The sequence below is a fragment of the Faecalibacterium sp. AF27-11BH genome (assembly GCF_003603005.1).
Classification (GTDB): domain Bacteria; phylum Bacillota; class Clostridia; order Oscillospirales; family Ruminococcaceae; genus Faecalibacterium; species Faecalibacterium taiwanense.
The window spans coordinates 226600-244308 of record NZ_QVGS01000003.1; the positions used below are offsets into that span (position 1 = coordinate 226600).

13 protein-coding genes and 1 tRNA gene are annotated in these 17709 nt (G+C 55.4%); 4 read left to right on the top strand and 10 right to left on the bottom strand.

What is annotated here, in order from left to right:
- Positions 1-164 precede the first annotated feature (164 nt).
- Together DWY76_RS05250 and DWY76_RS05255 are read left to right on the top strand one after the other, a co-directional pair.
- Complete coding sequence (locus tag DWY76_RS05250) at positions 165-1427, top strand: methionine gamma-lyase family protein (RefSeq protein ID WP_097775352.1); 1263 nt, start codon at positions 165-167, stop codon at positions 1425-1427.
- A 14-nt stretch (positions 1428-1441) separates the two neighbouring features.
- Entirely contained in the window at positions 1442-2620 is a 1179-nt protein-coding gene (locus tag DWY76_RS05255; protein ID WP_097781690.1) for a pyridoxal phosphate-dependent aminotransferase, read from the top strand.
- 78 nt (positions 2621-2698) lie between these two features.
- On the opposite strand, the gene DWY76_RS05260 is transcribed toward DWY76_RS05255, so the two are convergent.
- The 4 genes from DWY76_RS05260 to proC all read right to left on the bottom strand — a co-directional run bounded on the left by DWY76_RS05260 (position 2699) and on the right by proC (position 6434).
- Entirely contained in the window at positions 2699-3139 is a 441-nt protein-coding gene (locus DWY76_RS05260; RefSeq protein WP_005945815.1) for a methylglyoxal synthase, read from the bottom strand.
- A gap of 437 nt (positions 3140-3576) precedes the next feature.
- Positions 3577-4839, bottom strand: a complete 1263-nt coding sequence (locus DWY76_RS05265) for a glutamate-5-semialdehyde dehydrogenase (protein WP_120080224.1) — start codon at positions 4837-4839, stop codon at positions 3577-3579.
- 4 nt (positions 4840-4843) lie between these two features.
- Entirely contained in the window at positions 4844-5620 is a 777-nt protein-coding gene (proB, locus tag DWY76_RS05270) for a glutamate 5-kinase (RefSeq protein WP_120080226.1), read from the bottom strand.
- Between the two features lie 7 nt (positions 5621-5627).
- Positions 5628-6434 (bottom strand): pyrroline-5-carboxylate reductase, encoded by an 807-nt coding sequence (proC, locus tag DWY76_RS05275; protein ID WP_120080228.1) that lies wholly within the window; start codon positions 6432-6434, stop codon positions 5628-5630.
- Positions 6435-6772: 338 nt separating this feature from the next.
- On the opposite strand from proC, the gene DWY76_RS05280 reads away from it, so the two are divergent.
- On the top strand, positions 6773-7354 hold the full coding sequence (locus DWY76_RS05280; protein ID WP_120080230.1) for a TetR-like C-terminal domain-containing protein: 582 nt from the start codon (positions 6773-6775) through the stop codon (positions 7352-7354).
- A gap of 160 nt (positions 7355-7514) precedes the next feature.
- Positions 7515-8948: a radical SAM protein gene (locus DWY76_RS05285; protein WP_120080232.1), complete on the top strand. Its 1434-nt coding sequence runs from the start codon at positions 7515-7517 to the stop codon at positions 8946-8948.
- Between the two features lie 262 nt (positions 8949-9210).
- On the opposite strand, the gene DWY76_RS05290 is transcribed toward DWY76_RS05285, so the two are convergent.
- From DWY76_RS05290 to typA, 6 genes are all read right to left on the bottom strand, one after another.
- Positions 9211-10731: an Ig-like domain-containing protein gene (locus DWY76_RS05290; RefSeq protein WP_120080234.1), complete on the bottom strand. Its 1521-nt coding sequence runs from the start codon at positions 10729-10731 to the stop codon at positions 9211-9213.
- 57 nt (positions 10732-10788) lie between these two features.
- Positions 10789-11901 (bottom strand): HlyD family efflux transporter periplasmic adaptor subunit, encoded by a 1113-nt coding sequence (locus DWY76_RS05295; RefSeq protein ID WP_005945848.1) that lies wholly within the window; start codon positions 11899-11901, stop codon positions 10789-10791.
- A 2-nt stretch (positions 11902-11903) separates the two neighbouring features.
- On the bottom strand, positions 11904-12353 hold the full coding sequence (locus DWY76_RS05300; RefSeq protein WP_097777610.1) for a hypothetical protein: 450 nt from the start codon (positions 12351-12353) through the stop codon (positions 11904-11906).
- 365 nt (positions 12354-12718) lie between these two features.
- Complete coding sequence (locus DWY76_RS05305) at positions 12719-15049, bottom strand: peptidase domain-containing ABC transporter (RefSeq protein ID WP_005945852.1); 2331 nt, start codon at positions 15047-15049, stop codon at positions 12719-12721.
- 459 nt (positions 15050-15508) lie between these two features.
- A tRNA-Asn gene (locus DWY76_RS05310) sits at positions 15509-15585 on the bottom strand.
- A gap of 159 nt (positions 15586-15744) precedes the next feature.
- Entirely contained in the window at positions 15745-17568 is a 1824-nt protein-coding gene (typA, locus tag DWY76_RS05315; RefSeq protein ID WP_005945857.1) for a translational GTPase TypA, read from the bottom strand.
- Positions 17569-17709 lie beyond the last annotated feature (141 nt).

Sequence of the window (17709 nt, forward strand, 5' to 3'; positions counted from 1 at the left end):
CTTTGGCAGGACGGAAAAGCTTTCTGCATAAGTGAAACGTTCTGGTTTCGTCAGGAGCTCCCTCCCTGAGGGAGCTGGCGCACGAAGTGCGGCTGAAGGAGTCATTCCGACAGAAAGCCTGCGCTCTATAAAATCTATAAAATTAAGGAACCGTTATAATGTCAATGCTGAACCACTTTTTCAATTACAAACCCGAAGTTCTGGCGCTGGACGAAAAGGCTATGGAGCTGTGCCAGCCCTACTTCCGCCATATGGAGGAGATCCGCGATTTTAACCAGCTCAAAATGCTGAAAGCCTTTGCGGATACCCAGATGTCCTCCACCGATATGCTGGGCACCACCGGCTACGGCCTGTGGGATACCGGCCGCGCAAAGCTGGAGCAGATCTTTGCCGAGGTGATGGGCGCAGAGGATGCCCTCGTGCGCAGCCAGTTCCAGAGCGGCACCCACACGCTGGCTGTGGCGCTGTTCGGCCTGCTGCGGGCAGGGGACACCCTGCTGGCTGCCACCGGCCGTCCCTACGATACGCTGGAAGGTGTGATCGGTCTGGACGGCAAGGGCAGGGGCACCGGCACCCTGATGGATTACGGCATCCGGTACGATGAAGCTCCGCTGAAAGCCGACTTCACCCCGGATTATGACCTGATCGCCCAAAAGGCCCCCGGTGCAAAGGTGTGCCACATCCAGCGCAGCCGCGGCTATCTGCAGCGCAATGCCTTTGATCTGGAAACGATCCGAAAAATTGCGGATACCGCCCGCGCCGCAAACCCGGACATCATTATTTTTGTGGATAACTGCTACGGCGAGTTCACCCAGACGCAGGAACCCTGTCAGATGGGCGCAGACCTTGTGGTGGGCAGCCTGATCAAGAACCCCGGCGGCGGCATCGCTCCCACCGGCGGCTACATTGCGGGCCGCAAAGACCTTGTGGAGCTGTGCGCTTACCGCCTGAATGCGCCCGGTCTCGGCAAGGATCTGGGCTGCACGCTGGAAACGCCCCGTGATATGTATCTGGGCTTCTACTATGCGCCCGGCGTGGTGTGCGAGGCCATCAAGACCGCCATTTACGCCCAGTGTATGCTGGAGCTGCTGGGCAAGAATCCAGTGCCGCGCTACTGCGACGACCACAACGACATCGTCACCTGCTTCGATGCAGGCACTGCGGATGCGCTCATCGGCTTCTGTCAGGGTATTCAGGCTGCAAGTCCCGTGGACAGCTATGCCGCCCCGGAACCTTCTCCGGAGCCGGGCTATACCGATGAGGTGGTCATGGCAAGCGGCAGCTTTACACAGGGCAGCACCATCGAGCTTTCCTGCGACGGCCCGCTGCGTGAGCCGTACACCTGCTACCTGCAGGGCGGTCTGAACTTTGCTGCCAGCCGTGCAGGCGTGCTGCTGGCCATCCAGAAGGCTTATTTTAAGGGCTGAAAAGGGGAGAGCGCATGCCTGTTTTAAGTGACCGTGTGGGTACCTTCACGGATTCTGTCATCCGCCGCATGACCCGCATCAACAATCAGTACGACTCCATCAACCTCTCGCAGGGCTTCCCGGATTTTGACCCGCCGAAGCAGCTGCTGGACGCTCTGGCCGAAACAGCTTACAAAGGCCCGCACCAGTACGCTGTGACCTTTGGCGCGCAAAACTTCCGCGAGGCGCTGGCAAAAAAGACCAGCCCTGCCCTGCACCACGAAGTAGACCCCAACACCGAGATCTGCGTGACCTGCGGCGGCACTGAGGCCATGATGGCCGCCATGATGACCATCTGCAACCCCGGCGACAAGGTGATGATCTTCTCACCGTTCTACGAGAACTACGGTGCCGATGCCATTCTTTCGGGCGCGGAACCCATCTATATCCCGCTGGTGCCGCCCACCTATGAGTTTGACATCAGCCTGATCGAAAAGGGCTTTGCCGAGGGTGCCAAGGCGCTGATCCTGTGCAACCCCTCCAATCCCTGCGGCAAGGTGTTCCGCCGCGACGAGCTGGAAGCCATTGCAAAGCTGGCCATCCAGTACGATGCCTTTGTGGTGACGGATGAGGTGTACGAGCATATCATCTATGCGCCCGCAGAGCATATCTGCATGGCAAGCCTGCCCGGCATGTTTGAGCACACCATCACCTGCAACTCGCTCTCCAAGACTTACTCCATCACGGGCTGGCGTCTGGGCTATCTGATCGGACCCGCAGAGGTCATTGAGGGCGCGCGCAAGGTGCACGACTTCCTCACTGTGGGTGCGGCTGCACCCCTGCAGGAGGCCGCTGTGGCCGGTTTGGAGATGCCCGCCAGCTATTACGAAGAGCTGCAGGCCCTTTACACCGAAAAACGCGATCATTTTCTGGCCGGACTGGACCGTGTGGGGCTGAAGCACAATGTTCCGCAGGGCACCTATTTTGTGATGATCGATATTTCCGATTTTCTGGCGCTGCCCCAGTTCAAGGGCTGGACCGACCTGCAGTTCTGTGAGTGGATGATCCGGGAAGTGGGCGTGGCCGCTGTGCCTGGCTCCAGCTTCTTCCGGGAGCCGGTGAACCACCTGATCCGGATGCACTTTGCCCGCGGCACCGATGTGCTGGACGAAGCCGTCCGCCGGCTGGAAAAGCTGCAGGCTTTACTGAAATAAAAGCAAAACAAAAAACAACAGCGCCGCAGGAAGTTTCCTGCGGCGCTGTCTCTTTCCCGATACTCTATACACGATTCATCACACGGCGTGGCGCTGCACGGTGGGCATGGGCTCCACAAGAGCGGGATGCATCCCCTCGCGGTAGTCCAGGTCGCCCTGATCCATACCGCGCAGCAAGACCTCGGCGGTGGCAATGTTGGTGGCAATGGGTACGCTGTGCATATCGCACAGGCGGAGCAGATTCTGCTCGGTGATGCTGGCGGCATCCGCTTTCAGCGGGTCACGGAAGAACAACACCAGATCCACTTCGTCGCACGCAATGCGGGAAGTGATCTGCTGCACACCGCCCAAACGCCCGGAGAGATAACAGTGCACGGGCAGGCCGGTAGTCTGCGCCAGCATCCGTCCGGTGGTGCCGGTAGCAATGACTGTGTTTTTGGACAAAATGGCGCTGTAAGCAGTGCAGAACTGCAGTGCAAGCTCTTTGCGGGAATCGTGTGCAAGAATGGCGATCGTCATATTGCTCTCTCCTTTGTTCCAAGTATAGTGTTGTGTGTGACGAACAACTTTCTCATTGGAAAGTGAAATGAAGTGAAATCGTTATCAAGTTTTCCAATATAGTTTTACCGCATCGAAATAGGGGTTGTCAAGGGGGGCCTTGTACTTTTTACAAAACAAAATGGAGAAAGTAAGACTATATCTTTGTGAGAAGTGCAGAAAACTGGGATACAATCATCCATATCAGTGAGCGAACAGGAAAGGCAGATTGAAAACATAATTCAGCTTTTGTCTTTACTGAAAGAACATTTCATGGGAATAAAACAAAAATACAGGCTGGCGCAAATCGCACCAGCCTGTTTCGGAAAAAACTTTTCAGTTTCGTTTCTAAATTATGAATATTATGGAGAAAACGCTCACTCCCGATTTCCGCACTGGAAAGGTGGGTTCAGCGGGCTTTAGCGGATCTGACCATTGCCGTGGATGATATACTTGTAGCTGCACAGCTCGGCCAGTCCCATGGGGCCGCGGGCGTGGAGTTTCTGGGTGGAAATGCCCATTTCGCACCCAAGGCCGAATTCACCGCCATCCGTAAAGCGGGTGGAACAGTTCACATACACGGCGGCGCTGTCCACTGCGGCAGTGAACAGGTCGGCATGGGCCTGTGTCTGGGTCAGGATGGCCTCGCTGTGGCCGGTGGAGTGCTCAGCAATATGCCCGATGGCCTCCTCTACGCTGTCCACGACCTTGACCGCGAGGATGTAGTCCAGAAATTCGGTGTCAAAGTCCTTTTCTCCGGCAGGGGTGCCGGAGATGATGGCGGCTGCGCGCTTATCCAGCCGCAGCTCCACCGGGTGCAGACCCTTTGCAATGCGGTCCGGGCCAAGCCGCTGGGCCAGACGGGGAAGAAACTCCCCGGCAATGGCAGAGTGCACAAGGCACACCTCCTCGGCGTTGCACACGCTGGGGCGGCTGGCCTTGGCGTTCTCGATGATGTCCAGAGCTTTGTCCAGATCGGCGGTATCGTCTACGTACACATGGCAGATGCCGGTGCCGGTCTGGATGCAGGGGACCTTGGCGTTCTGAACGCAGGCACGGATCAGCCCGGCACCGCCGCGCGGGATCAGCAGATCCACATAGCCTACAGCGGTCATCAGAGCATTGGCAGAAGCGTGGGTGGTGTCCTCGATCAGGCAGACCGCTGTCTCGGGCAGACCGGCCTTTTTCAGGCCCTGCCGCAGAACGGTGACGATAGCGTTGGCACTGCGCCAGGCCTCCTTGCCGCAGCGCAGGATACAGGCATTGCCGCTCTTGATGGCAAGGGCAGTGGCATCGCTGGTCACATTGGGGCGGCTCTCGTAGATAATGGCGATCACACCCATGGGCACAGCCGTCTTTTCAATGACAAGCCCGTTGGGGCGCTCCACCCGGTTCAGCACCCGGCCCACCGGGTCGGGCAGAGCGGCAACCTCGCGGATGCCCTGCGCCATGGCTTCAATGCGCGGTGCGGTCAGGGCCAGACGGTCCAGCATCACATCGCTGATGTGCCCCTTGGCCGCAGCCATGTCCTCAGCGTTGGCGGCAAGGATGGCCGCCTGATCGTCTGCGCTGCACAGCGCATCTGCCATGCCCAGCAGGGCCGCGTTGCGGGCGGTGTTATCGGCCAGCGCAAGGGCACTTTTGGCGCTGCGGGCGGCTTCCAGAATTTCCTGTGTGGTCATGTGTTCAGTCCTCCTTGCGGGCCGCAAAGCGGGTGCCTGCGGATTTGCCTGCGGCAATGTCGTACAAAAGCTCCGGGTGTGCGCCGTTGGCAATGACCATATCGGCACCGCTGCCCGTTACCATGCGGGCAGCGCGCAGCTTGGTGGCCATGCCGCCGGTGCCAAGGGCCGAACTGGCACCATCGGCTAGAGCCATCACCTCGGGGGTGATCTCCTCCACCAGCGGGATGAGTTTTGCATCCGTGTGGGTGTGGGGATTGGCGGTGTACAGGCCGTCGATGTCACTCAGCAGCACCAGCATGTCAGCCTTGGCGCAGCAGGCCACGATGGCCGCCAGCGTGTCGTTGTCGCCAATGGAGGTGATCTCATCGGTGGCAACGGTGTCGTTTTCGTTGATGATGGGCAGGGCACCCAGCTCCAGCAGGCGGGACAGGGTGTTCTGAAAGTTCACGCGGCGTTCGGTGTGCTCCACGTCCACGCCGGTGAGCAGGATCTGCGCCACGGTGTGATTGTAGGCGTTGAACAGTCGGTCGTAGGTGTACATCAGCTCACACTGGCCCACAGCGGCGCAGGCCTGCTTGGTGGTGGTGTCCTTTGGGCGGGTTGGCAGTGAGAGCTTGCCCACGCCCATGCCAATGGCACCGGAGGACACCAGAATGACCTCATGGCCCTCGTTTTTCAGGTCGCTGAGCACCTTGACCAGCTGTTCCGTGTGGCGGATGTTCAGCCGTCCGGTGGCGTATGCCAGAGTAGAAGTGCCTACTTTTACAACGATGCGCATGATATCCTTAACCCTTTCCCATTTCCTTTGTCTTATTGTACGAGGCGATTACGGCATCCATCATCGCACCGCGCAGGCCGTGCTCTTCCAGCACGCGCACGCCCTGAATGGTGCTGCCGCCGGGGCTGCACACAGCATCCTTGAGTTCGCCGGGATGCTTTCCGCTTTCCAGCACCAGCTTTGCGCTGCCCAGAACCATCTGCGCGGCATATTCCTGCGCTTTGGCGCGGGGCAGGCCGCAGGCCACGCCGCCGTCGGCCAGAGCCTCAATAAACTGGTACACCCATGCCGGGCCGCAGCCGGAAACGCAGCTGGCGGCATCGATCAGACTTTCCGGCACGGCATCCAGACGGCCCGCAGGAGCCATGATCCTGAGGAAGGCTTCTTCTTCCTCAGCGGTGACATTGCTGGAACAGTACTGGATCATACCCTCGCCCACCGAAGCCGGGGTGTTGGGCATGATGCGGATCACAGGAAAGTCCTCACCGGCCATCTCCTGAATACGGGCAATCGAAAGGCCCGCTGCCATGCTGCACAGCACAAAACGGCTGGGGCGCTCGTCAAAGGTGAACTTGAGCGGCTGGAGCAGAGCTTCCATCATCTGGGGCTTTACCGCCAGAAAAATCAGGTCGCAGTCACCGGCCACCTCGGCATTGGTGGCTGTTTTGCAGCCCAGTTCTTTGGCCAGTGCCTGTGCCTTGGCCGCAGTGCGGTTTGCCAGAAAAACTTTCTTAGGGTCAACAGCTTTGCAAACGGCACGGGCGATGGCTCCACCCATGTTGCCGCAGCCCAGAAAACCAATGGTATCCATCATAGTTTGTACCCTCCCTCAAAACGGCACTTCAATCACAGCCGTCTGCTCCCATTCTAAGCGTAGAGGAATATAAAATCAAGGGCCTTTTCCGCTTTTTTGCCGGAAGAAGCCGCTTTTGCAGGCATTGCGCACCGCCGGAAGGGGTTTGGGAGGGCTGAGAAACGGCTTTTGAAACGAGAAACTGCCGGAGTGAAAACGCAGGAAGTCGTTCTTTGTTTACAAAATGGACAGAATCAATGCTTGCAATCGGGACGGCTTTTGCGGTATTATAATGTACGAAGCTGCCAATCACCGTACGCAGCGGGAAAAATTTCTACGGTCGGGAAAGGAAGGTTTTTGTGTCACAAACAACGAAGCGGGCACTGGAAGCATCGCTGAAAAAGCTGCTGCTGGAAAAGCCCCTCAATAAGATCACAATCAACGATATCACTGAGGACTGCGGCGTGAACCGCATGACCTTCTACTACCACTTTAAGGATATTTACGATCTGGTGGACTGGATCCTGACGGAAGATGCAATCAAGGCGATGGAAGGCTGCCAGAGCTTTGATACATGGACCGAAGCATTTCTGGACATCCTGCACCAGATCCGGGATAACAAAGCACTGGTGCTGAACGTATACCGCTCTGTGGGTCGTGAACAGGTGGAGCAGTATCTGTACAAGCTTCTGGACCCCATGCTGAAGGAATTTGCGGATCGCGAATGCCGTGACATCACCGTGCAGGACGATGACAAGCAGTTTGTGGTGGATTTTTACAAATATGCGCTGGTGGGCGTGGTGCTGGAATGGATCCGCCGGGATATGAAGACCGAGCCCGCTGTGATGGTAGAACGTATGGGACGGATGCTGCAGGGCGATCTGCGCCGCGCGTTATGCCGCCTTGCCAGCAATAAGATCCATCTGGAACAGGACGGTTGAACCGGAAGAACGACAAAATTTTATCATAATCCGCGCCGTGATGGGTTTTCTATCACGGCGCTTTTTCTGTTTATGGCAACTTGTGGGATAGAATGGTAGAGTAATGGCATAGAAATAGAAAAAGAGATTTCCGAAAAATACCGTTTGGAGGAAAAGGATAATGAATACTTCTGTTGAGAGCCTGACTCATAAAATGCAGCGTGCTGCCGTTGGCAAAATGGTGGACGTGGTGCTTTCTCATGCCGATAAAGACCGTCAGAAAACCGTGGGACAGCTGGTGGATGTCGCAAAGCAGTTCTATGGCAGTTCGTTCAGCGCTGAAGCCTACGAACACGCCAGACAGACCCTGACCGACCCCGACAGCAAGTGGTCCAAGCTCATCAACTGTGTGCTGGATCAGACCGACCCCAACGTGGCCCGCACCATGGCGCTGAATCTGGGCTACGAGGCTTTCTTCCGCGGCACCAAGACCATCCGCGAGAACCGCGTGAAGTATCAGTGCAACATCCCCTGGCTGATCCTGTTCGACCCCACTTCCGCCTGCAATATGCACTGCGTGGGCTGCTGGGCAGGTGAATACGGTCACAAGAATAACCTCAGCTTTGAGGATATGGACAAGATCGTTACCGAGGGCAAGGAGCTGGGCGTGTACCTGTACATGCTGACCGGCGGCGAGCCGCTGGTGCGTAAGGCTGATATCCTGAAGCTGGCCGAGAAGCACAATGATGTGCAGTTTGCCATCTACACCAACTCCACCCTCATCGATGAGCCGTTCTGCAAAGAGGTGGTGCATCTGGGCAACATTGCCTTCATGCTGTCCATCGAGGGCACCCCGGAGACCAACGATGCCCGCCGCGGTGAGGGGCACTATGCCGCTGTTATGCATGCTATGGATCTGCTCAAGGAGCACGGCATCGTGTTCGGCACGTCCATCTGCTACACCCGCGATAATATCGAAGCTGTTACCAACGATGAGTTCATGCGTTTCCTGTGTGAGAAGGGTGCACACTTCGGCTTCTACTTCCACTACATGCCCGTGGGCAACGAGGCAGCACCGGAACTGATGCCTACCCCGGAGCAGCGCAAATATATGATCGACCGCATCCGCTATCTGCGCTCGGAAGAGTGCGATATCCCGTTCTACCCGATGGATTTCCAGAACGATGGCGAGTTCGTGGGCGGCTGCATTGCCGGCGGACGTAACTACTTCCACATCAACTCTGCCGGTGACGCAGAGCCGTGCGTGTTCATCCACTACTCCAATGCCAATATCCACGACCAGAGCATTCTGGAAATTCTGCACAGCCCGCTGTTCATGGCTTATCACAACGGCCAGCCCTTCAACAAGAACCATCTGCGTCCCTGCCCGATGCTGGAAAACCCCGAACTGCTGCAGAAGATGGTGCACGAGACCGGTGCCCACAGCACCGACCTGCAGTCGCCGGAGAGCGTGGAGCACCTGTGCGAGAAGTGCAAGAACTATGCAGCCAACTGGCAGCCAACTGCGGACGAGATCTGGTCCCACACCAAGATCCGCGAGAGCCGCTACGAGAACTACAAGGGCTGGAAGCCCTCGCAGCCCATTGAAAAGTAACGAAGGCAGACATCATAATGCAAACAAAGCCCAGGCGTTCCATTGAAGTGCGCTCCGTCAAGTAGACAGAGAAATAATATAAGTTTTTGTTCGCCGTTTCCACAAGGAAACGGCGAATTTTTTGTGCAAAAGTGATTGTTCTTTCTTGATATAAAAATACCCCCAGAGTACGCAGAGTTTTTGTTTTACTCTGTCTACTCTAGGGGGAGCATATCACACTCAGAGAGGGTCTTACTGTTTCATGAAAGAGTGGTTTTGAAAATTACCAGAACCAGTAGCGCTTTTTCAGCACAACATATGCAATGCCGATCAGAACCACTACAACACCACCGGCAATGAAGAAGGTCCAGTTGATATTGGCAAATTTCAGGTTCTGGTTGGTCAGCAGATAACGGCCTGCAGTATCGGCAGTGATGATGCCGTCGGTGTAGCTGTTCAGGTACTGCCACTTGTTGGAGACGGTGTTGTACAGATACAGGCGGGTATAGGTGCTCACATCCAGATCGATGCGCACCGAGCAGGGAAGAGCCTTGCCCTTGTCCAGCTCAAACTCGATGCCCTGATCGGACTCAGTCAGGATGAGCATGGTGTCCAGCTCACTGGTGGTGCTCTTGACACCGCTGCCTGCAATCTGCATGGTGTAGCCATCGCCCACCACGCACAGGGTCTTGCCGGTGGTGCGCAGCGCATTGAGGATATCACCGGTCACGGTAGGCACCTCGGCCTGTGTGAAAACGATCTCGTTGTCCTCACTGTCCTGAATGGCCTGCACAACGGGATCGATCTCGATGGGAGCATCGTTATCCGGTTCGGTGGAGCTGCTGTCCGAAGAATTATCGGAAGAAGATGCAGCCGAACGGTTGACGATGACCGTGACCATGGCGGATGCAGTGCCGTTGGAAACGGTAATGGAAGTAGCGCCGGTGCCCACAGCCGTGATCACGCCGCTGGGGCTGACCGTGGCAATGTTGCTGTTGGCGGACTTATAGGTGAACTTCTGGGAAGCGGAAGAAGGCTTGACACTGGCGGTCAGGGTGCGGGTGGCACCGGGCTTGAGCACAACGTAGGAAGGATTCACCGTGACGACCTGACCGCTGTTGGAAGAACCAGTGCTGGCGGTGCCGGTGCTGGAGTTGGGAATACTCATGACCGTGACATTGGTGGTAGCAGTCACCGAACCGCAGGTAGCGGTAATGGTGGCGGTGCCGGGGGCAATGCCGGTAACACGGCCGAAATTGTTCACCGTGGCGACCTTCTCATTGGAAGAGGTCAGGGCGACGGTGGCATAGTTGGAAGCCGAAGTAGGCCGCACCTGCAGTTGTGCCGAGACCGAGTTGCCAACATAGATGGTGTTGGAGGAAAGGGAAAGGTCCATCTCGGTAACGATCATGGAAGAATCCATGGAGACAACGATGGTGTAGGCACAGATCTGGTTGCCTGCGGCAGCGGTGATGCGGGTGGTGCCTACGCCCACAGCCTGCACGACACCGGAGTTGCTCACGGTCAGAATGGAAGTATCGTCCGAGATAAAGACAACCGAGTCGGTAGAGTTGCGCGGACGCACCACAGGAGACAGCTGCTGAGAGGAACCCAGCAGCATGTTGGCGGTATAGCTGCCGGCCTCAATGCTTTCGGCAGGCACGTCCTGATCCCACGGCATGGCAACGCCGCTCAGGGCAAGGCCGGAGACAGGGCTTGCTGCGGCCGCAGACACAGCTGTGCCGCAGGCCAGCAGGCAGAGCGCTGCCGCACAGACGGCCAGTTTTTTTGCGGTTGATTTCATAGTAAGTGTACCTCTTTGGGTGATATAACGGCGGCTGGCAGTCAGCACAGCTCCGGTTTAGCGGAACAGAACGCCCAGGGCTTCCATTGCGTACTCGAAATAGGTGACCTGATCGTACTCCACGCGGGCAGTAACGCTCATGCCGTTGGAAAGATCCACCTTGTCGCCGCTGCGGCTCACCACATAAGTGGCGTCGGGCTTAATGGTCATCTTATAGTAGGAAGCGTTGGAGCTGGCCGTCACGTCACTGTCAATGGCCGTTACAGTGCCGGTCAGGGTGCCATAGGAATACTCCGAAAGGCCGGTAATGGCGATCTTGCACGGGTCACCCACATGAAGCAGCGGGCGGTCATTCACGGTGACCATGGCAACGATCTCCAGATCGTCGTTCTCGCTGGCAACAGTGGCCAGCGGGGAGCCTGCGCTCAGCACCATGCCCTCTTTGTAAGGAGTATCCATGTGGATCACACCGGAGGTGGGAGCGTAGATGTAGTAATCGTTGGCACCGGTGTTCAAGGCATCGAGCTGAGCCTGAACGTTGTCCACGTTGCTCTGTGCGCTGGTAATGCTCTGGGAGATGGACTGCATGGTGGAGTAGTACAGAGCTTCTACTTCGCTCTGGCTCTGCTCCATCATGGTCTTGATCTGAGCATCGGAGTAACCGGCAGCCTGATAGGCCGTGGCATCAAAGGTCTTCTGGGAGACCTGGCTCTTGTAGGTCTCGTACTGATAGTAGTAGGGCTGATCTTCGGGGTTTGTCTCGCTGAAGTAGTTGGTATCATCCTGCACGCATTGCAGCAGCTTGTTGTACTGGTCCAGCTGGGTCTGGTAGATCTTGAGCTGGCTTTCCAGGTTATCCTGCTGCATGTCGATATCCGTGCTCTTGATGTGGGCCACGAGGTCGCCCTCGTTCACATAGCTGCCCTCCGAAATATACATCTCGGTAATGGAGCCGGAATAACTGGACATGATATAGGTTTTATTGCTGGCCTGCACGGTGCCTGCGTTCTGGCTGACATAAATGCGGTTGGTATGGGTGCTCCACACCACCAGAAACAGCATGAAGATGCCCACCAGAATGACAAAAGCGTAGCCATAAGGTGGCAGCTTTTTTTCCATCATGATGCGGCGGTCCTGCAGATCCGAAAGGTTCTGAACTTTAATCGTCATAATTACTTGGTCTCCATAAAGACATCGACCACGGCATCATCCTCATCCTGATTGACATAGATGGTATAGGAGGTGCCGGTCAGTTTCTGCTCATTCTCAAAAGCGTGGACCTGCAGCTTGTAGGAAGCCAGCTGGCTTTCGGGCATGGGGCCGGTGTAGTGGGCATACAGGCAGTTCTTCACGCGCAGAATAGCATCCATATGGTAGTCCTGCTCCATCTGGCCGATGAACTGGGTAGCCTGCTGCATCATGTACAGGTGCATCTGACGATCCTCACCAACCACCATGGCCTGCACAATGGGGCCAATGGGCTGTGCGTTGTTGCTCTTGATAAAGTTGTGCATCTGGGTCAGCACCACGGGCAGACTGGCCATCTCTTCCGGATGGATCTCACGGGAGAGCACATTGGTGAGCTTCAGGGTCTTGTTCTCGGCTACTTTGATCTCTTTCATGTTGAATACCTCGGTTCCTTTTCAGATTTACCTCAGAAGAGGCAGTAATAGGCAATCGAGAAAGGGGAGAAAACCGCTGCAGAGAGCAGCTTCCTCTCCGCTCCCGATCGCCTACTACTTATAAAAGTAATAGGGATCTTGCAAATAAAATGTGCCCGGAGGCATTTTGCCTCCGGGCACACCATAGTGAGGCATAGTTACCTGAGCAGGCGGGGCCTGTTCGGGATAACACCATCTACTTCTACTAAACAGAAAGTCTTTCTAGCTCTTTTTTATCTGACACAGTAAAACTATGTCAAATCAAGCTATCCATCATGAATGACTCCCTTTCATATGTAACCGGGTACGCACCCGGCTGCAACACATCAATAGGTGATCGACTCACCGTCGTCATCCTCTTCCACCACGGCCTGCATGACAGACTGCTTGGGCTCTGCCTTTTTGCTGCGGTAGATACCCTGCTGCATGTTCCACAGCTCGTAGTACTTGCCTTCCTTGGCAAGCAGCTCATCGTGCGTGCCGCGTTCCACGATCTTGCCGTGATCCATCACAAGGATCAGATCACAGTCACGAACGGTGGACAGGCGGTGAGCTACGATCAGCATGGAACGATCTGCAAGCTGATCGTAGATCATGTTGAAGATCAGATTTTCCGTAGCAAAGTCCAGATTACTGGTGGATTCATCCAGAATGTAGAGGTTGGAATCTTTCAGGAAAGCGCGTGCCAGCGCAATGCGCTGCTTTTCACCGCCGGACAGGCCGTTGCCTGCTTCCTCCAGATAGGTGTTATACTGCAAGGGCAGATGACGGATAAAGTCGTGAGCATCTGCCTTCTTGGCTGCTTCCTTAACTTCGTCCATCGTAGCGTCCATACGGGAAACGCGGATGTTATCATAAATGGTCTTGCTGAACAGCTCAACGTTCTGCGGCACATAAGAAATTGCGCGGCGGACAGAATCATTGGTGTATTCAGCCAGATTCACACCGTTCAAGTCGATCTCGCCATCTTCCGGCTCATAATACTTGAGCAGAAGCTTGGTGATCGTGGATTTGCCGCTGCCGCTGCTGCCCACCAGCGCGACCTTTTTACCGGCCGGAATGGTAAAGCTGATGTGATCCAGTGCAGGGGCACGGTTGCCATAACGGAAAGTGACATCCTTGAACTCGATATCGCCCTCCACCTTGTCCAGATCGGTGCGGTCTTCGTCGCCGACCGTCTCGGAGGGATAATCCATGATCTCGCCCAGACGCTTCATGGAAATGCTGGCCTCCTGAATCTGCATCTGCAGACCGATCAGGTTGCTCAGCGGGGAAGTAAAGTAAGAGGACAGCGTGCTGAAGGCCATGAATCCGCCCAGTGTCATCTCCCCCTTCAGAACCTGACTGATACCCACATAGGTGGTCAGCATGCTGAAACCGGTGGAAATGAAGGAGGAAATCAGGCCCTGCGTGGTGCTGATCTTGCTGGAGCGCAGGCTGATCTTCAGGCTCTTGATGTACTCACGCTCGAGGTTCTCCATTTCGGTATCCTCGTTGGCGTTGCACTTGACCGTCTCAATGCCGCGCAGGCTTTCGATCATCTGGCTGTTCAGTGCAGCGGACTGCACCATGGTCTCTTCGTTGATCTTTTTGTAAGGCTGCTTGTAGATCAGCACCAGCAGAATGCTGACCAGAGCCATGAACAGCGAGATCGAGAAGAGCATCGCATTCATGCGGAACAGGATGATACCGGTGATAATGGCCATCGAGATATCCATGATCAGGCTCAGCGCAATGCTGGTAAAGATGGATTTGATGGTGTTTGCATCCGAATAACGGGTGGTGATATCACCAGTCTTGCGGGTGGCAAAGAACTTCATGGGCAGACGGAAGATATGCCCGAAGTAACCCAGCATCAGCGGAATATCGATCTTGATGGATAGGTGAATCAGAACCCACTGCCGGACAAAGCCCACCAGCGTATTGGTGATGCTGACCATGCTGAACACAAGGATCAGCGTGACCAGCAGATTGTCTAGGCCATATGGCAAGACCTCGTCCATCAGGATCTTGTTGAACATGGAGGAGGCAATGCCCAGGATCGTAACGATCAGAGAACTCAGGATCGCATAGGCAAAGAGCTTTTTCTGGGGCAGCAACAGGTCGACGTAACGCTTGAACATGCCGCCCTTTTCGATCTTACCACCCTTGAACTCCGAGGTGGGGTTCATCAGCAGCAGAACACCGGTAAAGTTCTTGTAGAACTCATCCAGAGAGATCTTTTTCAGCTCACTGCCGGGGTCGCCAATCACGACATAATCCTTGCACTTGTGTTTTTTGCCGTTCTTCTCATCTTCCTTGGCGGCTTCGGCTTCTTTCAGCATGTGCCGACGACGCTCACCGTCGTCTTTGATGGTGGTCTTTTTGAAGACGACCACAAAGTGGGCCAGACCCTGATCGGTGATGACCTGCGCAATGCAGGGCAGCGAGAAATCGCTGAGGAAATTTTCACGGTCTACGCGAACCGCTGCAGTGGTGAAACCCAACTCATTAGCGGCTTTCTGCAAACCAACAAGGTTCGTGCCTTTCAGGTCGGTACCCATCATATCGCGTAAGCGGGTGATGGTAACTTCCTTTTTGTAATGGAGGCACACCATTGCGAGGCAGGCAGCCGCACAGTCAGTGGTGTCGTGCTGCCGGACATAGGTATAACGCATAGATGCTTCCTTTGATCATATACAAATTTATTCAAACAGCGGCAGGCGTTTTGAAGAAGCGGCCTGCCGCAGATCTGACAACGTGAAAAGAGCCGGAGCCTGAAACAACAGCACAGAGACCGGTGCTTTGTCCTGTCCTGCGGAGAACCATGACAAAACACCGGTCGGCTGCTATCAAAAGAAGGGAGCACCTACCCTTTGATCTGTGTGCCGGACTTTGGAAAAACAGATACAAATTCCCAAAGCTTATAAGCAGTATACCACAATGTGACATCTTCTTCAAGTAGTCAAATTTTAAGAAATCATTATGCTTGATGCTTTTTTCGCATGAATGCTGTGTTTTTGGGACAGAGAAGCCCAAAAACAGAGGAGAAACACGACTGCATGGCTGTACAGAAAAAGGGTGTAGTATGGGACAAACAAAAAAGGCAATGTTCTGTGGAACATTGCCTTTTCTTCTGGCGCCTCTTGCCTGACTCGAACAGGCGACACCCTGATTAACAGTCAGGTGCTCTAACCGACTGAGCTAAAGAGGCAGATCACATTTGTGACTGCGAGAGATATTATACCGCATAAGAATGCCTTTTGCAAGCCTTTTTTTAAAAAATGAATCATTTTTGGCAAAATAAAATCGTCCTGCAGTGTTTTGAAACGCTGCAGGACGGTAAAGTACATATTATAAAAGAAGGAAAGGCTTATTTCAGCTTGCTCTTGGCCTTCATGCGCTGCTCGTGGTTCAGGATCTGCTTGCGGATGCGCAGATTTTCAGGAGTGACCTCCAGCAGCTCGTCCTGTGCCAAGAATTCCAGGCAGCCTTCCAGGCTGAGCTTGCTAATGGGGATCAGGCGCAGAGCATCATCGGAGCCGGATGCACGGGTGTTGGTCAGGTGCTTGGTCTTGCAGACGTTGACATCCACATCCTCGCCGGAAGCGGTGTAGCCAATGACCATGCCCTCGTAGACCTTTTCACCAGCGCCCACCAGAAGGGTGCCGCGCTGCTGAGCATTGAACAGACCGTAGGTGACAGCCTCGCCGGTCTCAAAGCTGACCAGAGAACCGGTGGAGCGGTTGGCAATCATGCCAGCCCAGACATCGTAACCGTCGAAGATCTGGTTGATGATGCCTTCGCCATGGGTATCGGTCAGGAACTGGTTGCGGTAGCCGAACAGGCCGCGGCTGGGCATACGGAACTCCAGACGCACGCGGTCGGTGCCCAGAGATTCCATCTGCTGCAGGATAGCCTTGCGCTGGCCCAGACCGGTCATGACAGCGCCCTGATACTGGGTGGGCACATCGATGACGACATGCTCCATAGGCTCATAGGTCTTGCCGTCGATGACCTTGGTCAGAACGTGCGGGGGAGAGACCTGCAGCTCATAACCTTCACGGCGCATGGTCTCGATCAGGATGGACAGGTGCATCTCACCACGGCCCATAACGCGGAAGGAATCGGTGGTGGCGGAATCCTCCACCTTCAAAGCGACATCCTTCAGCAGTTCCTTCTGCAAACGGTCACGGATCTGGCGGCTGGTGACGTACTTGCCCTCGCGGCCGGCCAGCGGGCTGTCGTTGACGGAGAAGGTCATTTCCACGGTAGGATCGTTGATCTTCACGAAGGGCAGCGGCTCTACATTGGAGGGACTGCACAGGGTATTGCCGATGGTCACGTCGGGCAGGCCGGAGAATGCCACGATATCGCCGGCGGTGATGTTATCGCACGGCTGACGGCCATTGGCCTGGAAGTCGTACAGCTTGGTCAGACGACCGCGCATCTTCAGATCCTGATTGTGCCAGTCACAGACGACAACTTCCTCGCCCACCTTGGCAACGCCGTTCTGGATGCGGCCAATGCCGATGCGGCCCACGAAGTCGTTGTAGTCCACAGAGGACACCAGCATCTGGAAGGGAGCCTCGGGGTCGCCCTCAGGCGGCTTGATGGTGCTCAGCAGAGTATCGAACAGGGGGATCAGGTCGGTGCCGGGCACATCGGGGTCCAGGCTTGCGGTGCCATCACGGCCGCAGCAGAACAGCATGGGGCAGTCCAGCTGCTCATCGGTAGCGCCCAGATCCATCAGCAGGTACAGAACTTCGTCGATGACTTCCTTAATGCGGGCATCGGGGCGGTCGATCTTGTTGATGGCCACCACCAGACTCAGGTTCTGCTGCAGAGCCTTCTGCAACACAAAACGGGTCTGGGGCATGCAGCCCTCGGCGGCATCCACCAGCAGCAGAACGCCGTTGACCATCTTCAGCACGCGCTCCACCTCGCCGCCAAAGTCGGCATGGCCCGGAGTATCGACAATATTGATCTTGACACCCTTGTAGGTGCAGGAGCAGTTCTTGGCCAGAATGGTAATGCCACGCTCACGCTCGATATCGCCGCTGTCCATGACGCGCTCAGCCACGACCTGATTATCGCGGAATGCGCCGCTCTGACGCAGCATTGCGTCCACCAGGGTGGTCTTGCCGTGGTCAACGTGAGCGATAATGGCAACGTTGCGCAAATCGTTACGAACCATAAAATTCAACCTCTCTATTATTAAAACTCATAAAATACGAACGAACGTCATACAAGTTTAAGTTTATAACAGGAAGGGGTGGTTTGTCAAGATTGTATAAAAAATTTTTCAACCTTTCGGCAAAATGCCTGAGAAAAGCCA

What these genes read in the sequence shown, in the direction of transcription:
- DWY76_RS05250 (WP_097775352.1), top strand. Translation starts at nt 165, where the DNA reads ATGCTGAACCACTTTTTCAATTACAAACCCGAAGTTCTGGCGCTGGAC.
- DWY76_RS05255 (WP_097781690.1), top strand. Translation starts at nt 1,442, where the DNA reads ATGCCTGTTTTAAGTGACCGTGTGGGTACCTTCACGGATTCTGTCATC.
- DWY76_RS05260 (WP_005945815.1), bottom strand. Translation starts at nt 3,139, where the DNA reads ATGACGATCGCCATTCTTGCACACGATTCCCGCAAAGAGCTTGCACTG.
- DWY76_RS05265 (WP_120080224.1), bottom strand. Translation starts at nt 4,839, where the DNA reads ATGACCACACAGGAAATTCTGGAAGCCGCCCGCAGCGCCAAAAGTGCC.
- proB (WP_120080226.1), bottom strand. Translation starts at nt 5,620, where the DNA reads ATGCGCATCGTTGTAAAAGTAGGCACTTCTACTCTGGCATACGCCACC.
- proC (WP_120080228.1), bottom strand. Translation starts at nt 6,434, where the DNA reads ATGATGGATACCATTGGTTTTCTGGGCTGCGGCAACATGGGTGGAGCC.
- DWY76_RS05285 (WP_120080232.1), top strand. Translation starts at nt 7,515, where the DNA reads ATGAATACTTCTGTTGAGAGCCTGACTCATAAAATGCAGCGTGCTGCC.
- DWY76_RS05290 (WP_120080234.1), bottom strand. Translation starts at nt 10,731, where the DNA reads ATGAAATCAACCGCAAAAAAACTGGCCGTCTGTGCGGCAGCGCTCTGC.
- DWY76_RS05295 (WP_005945848.1), bottom strand. Translation starts at nt 11,901, where the DNA reads ATGACGATTAAAGTTCAGAACCTTTCGGATCTGCAGGACCGCCGCATC.
- DWY76_RS05300 (WP_097777610.1), bottom strand. Translation starts at nt 12,353, where the DNA reads ATGAAAGAGATCAAAGTAGCCGAGAACAAGACCCTGAAGCTCACCAAT.
- DWY76_RS05305 (WP_005945852.1), bottom strand. Translation starts at nt 15,049, where the DNA reads ATGCGTTATACCTATGTCCGGCAGCACGACACCACTGACTGTGCGGCT.
- typA (WP_005945857.1), bottom strand. Translation starts at nt 17,568, where the DNA reads ATGGTTCGTAACGATTTGCGCAACGTTGCCATTATCGCTCACGTTGAC.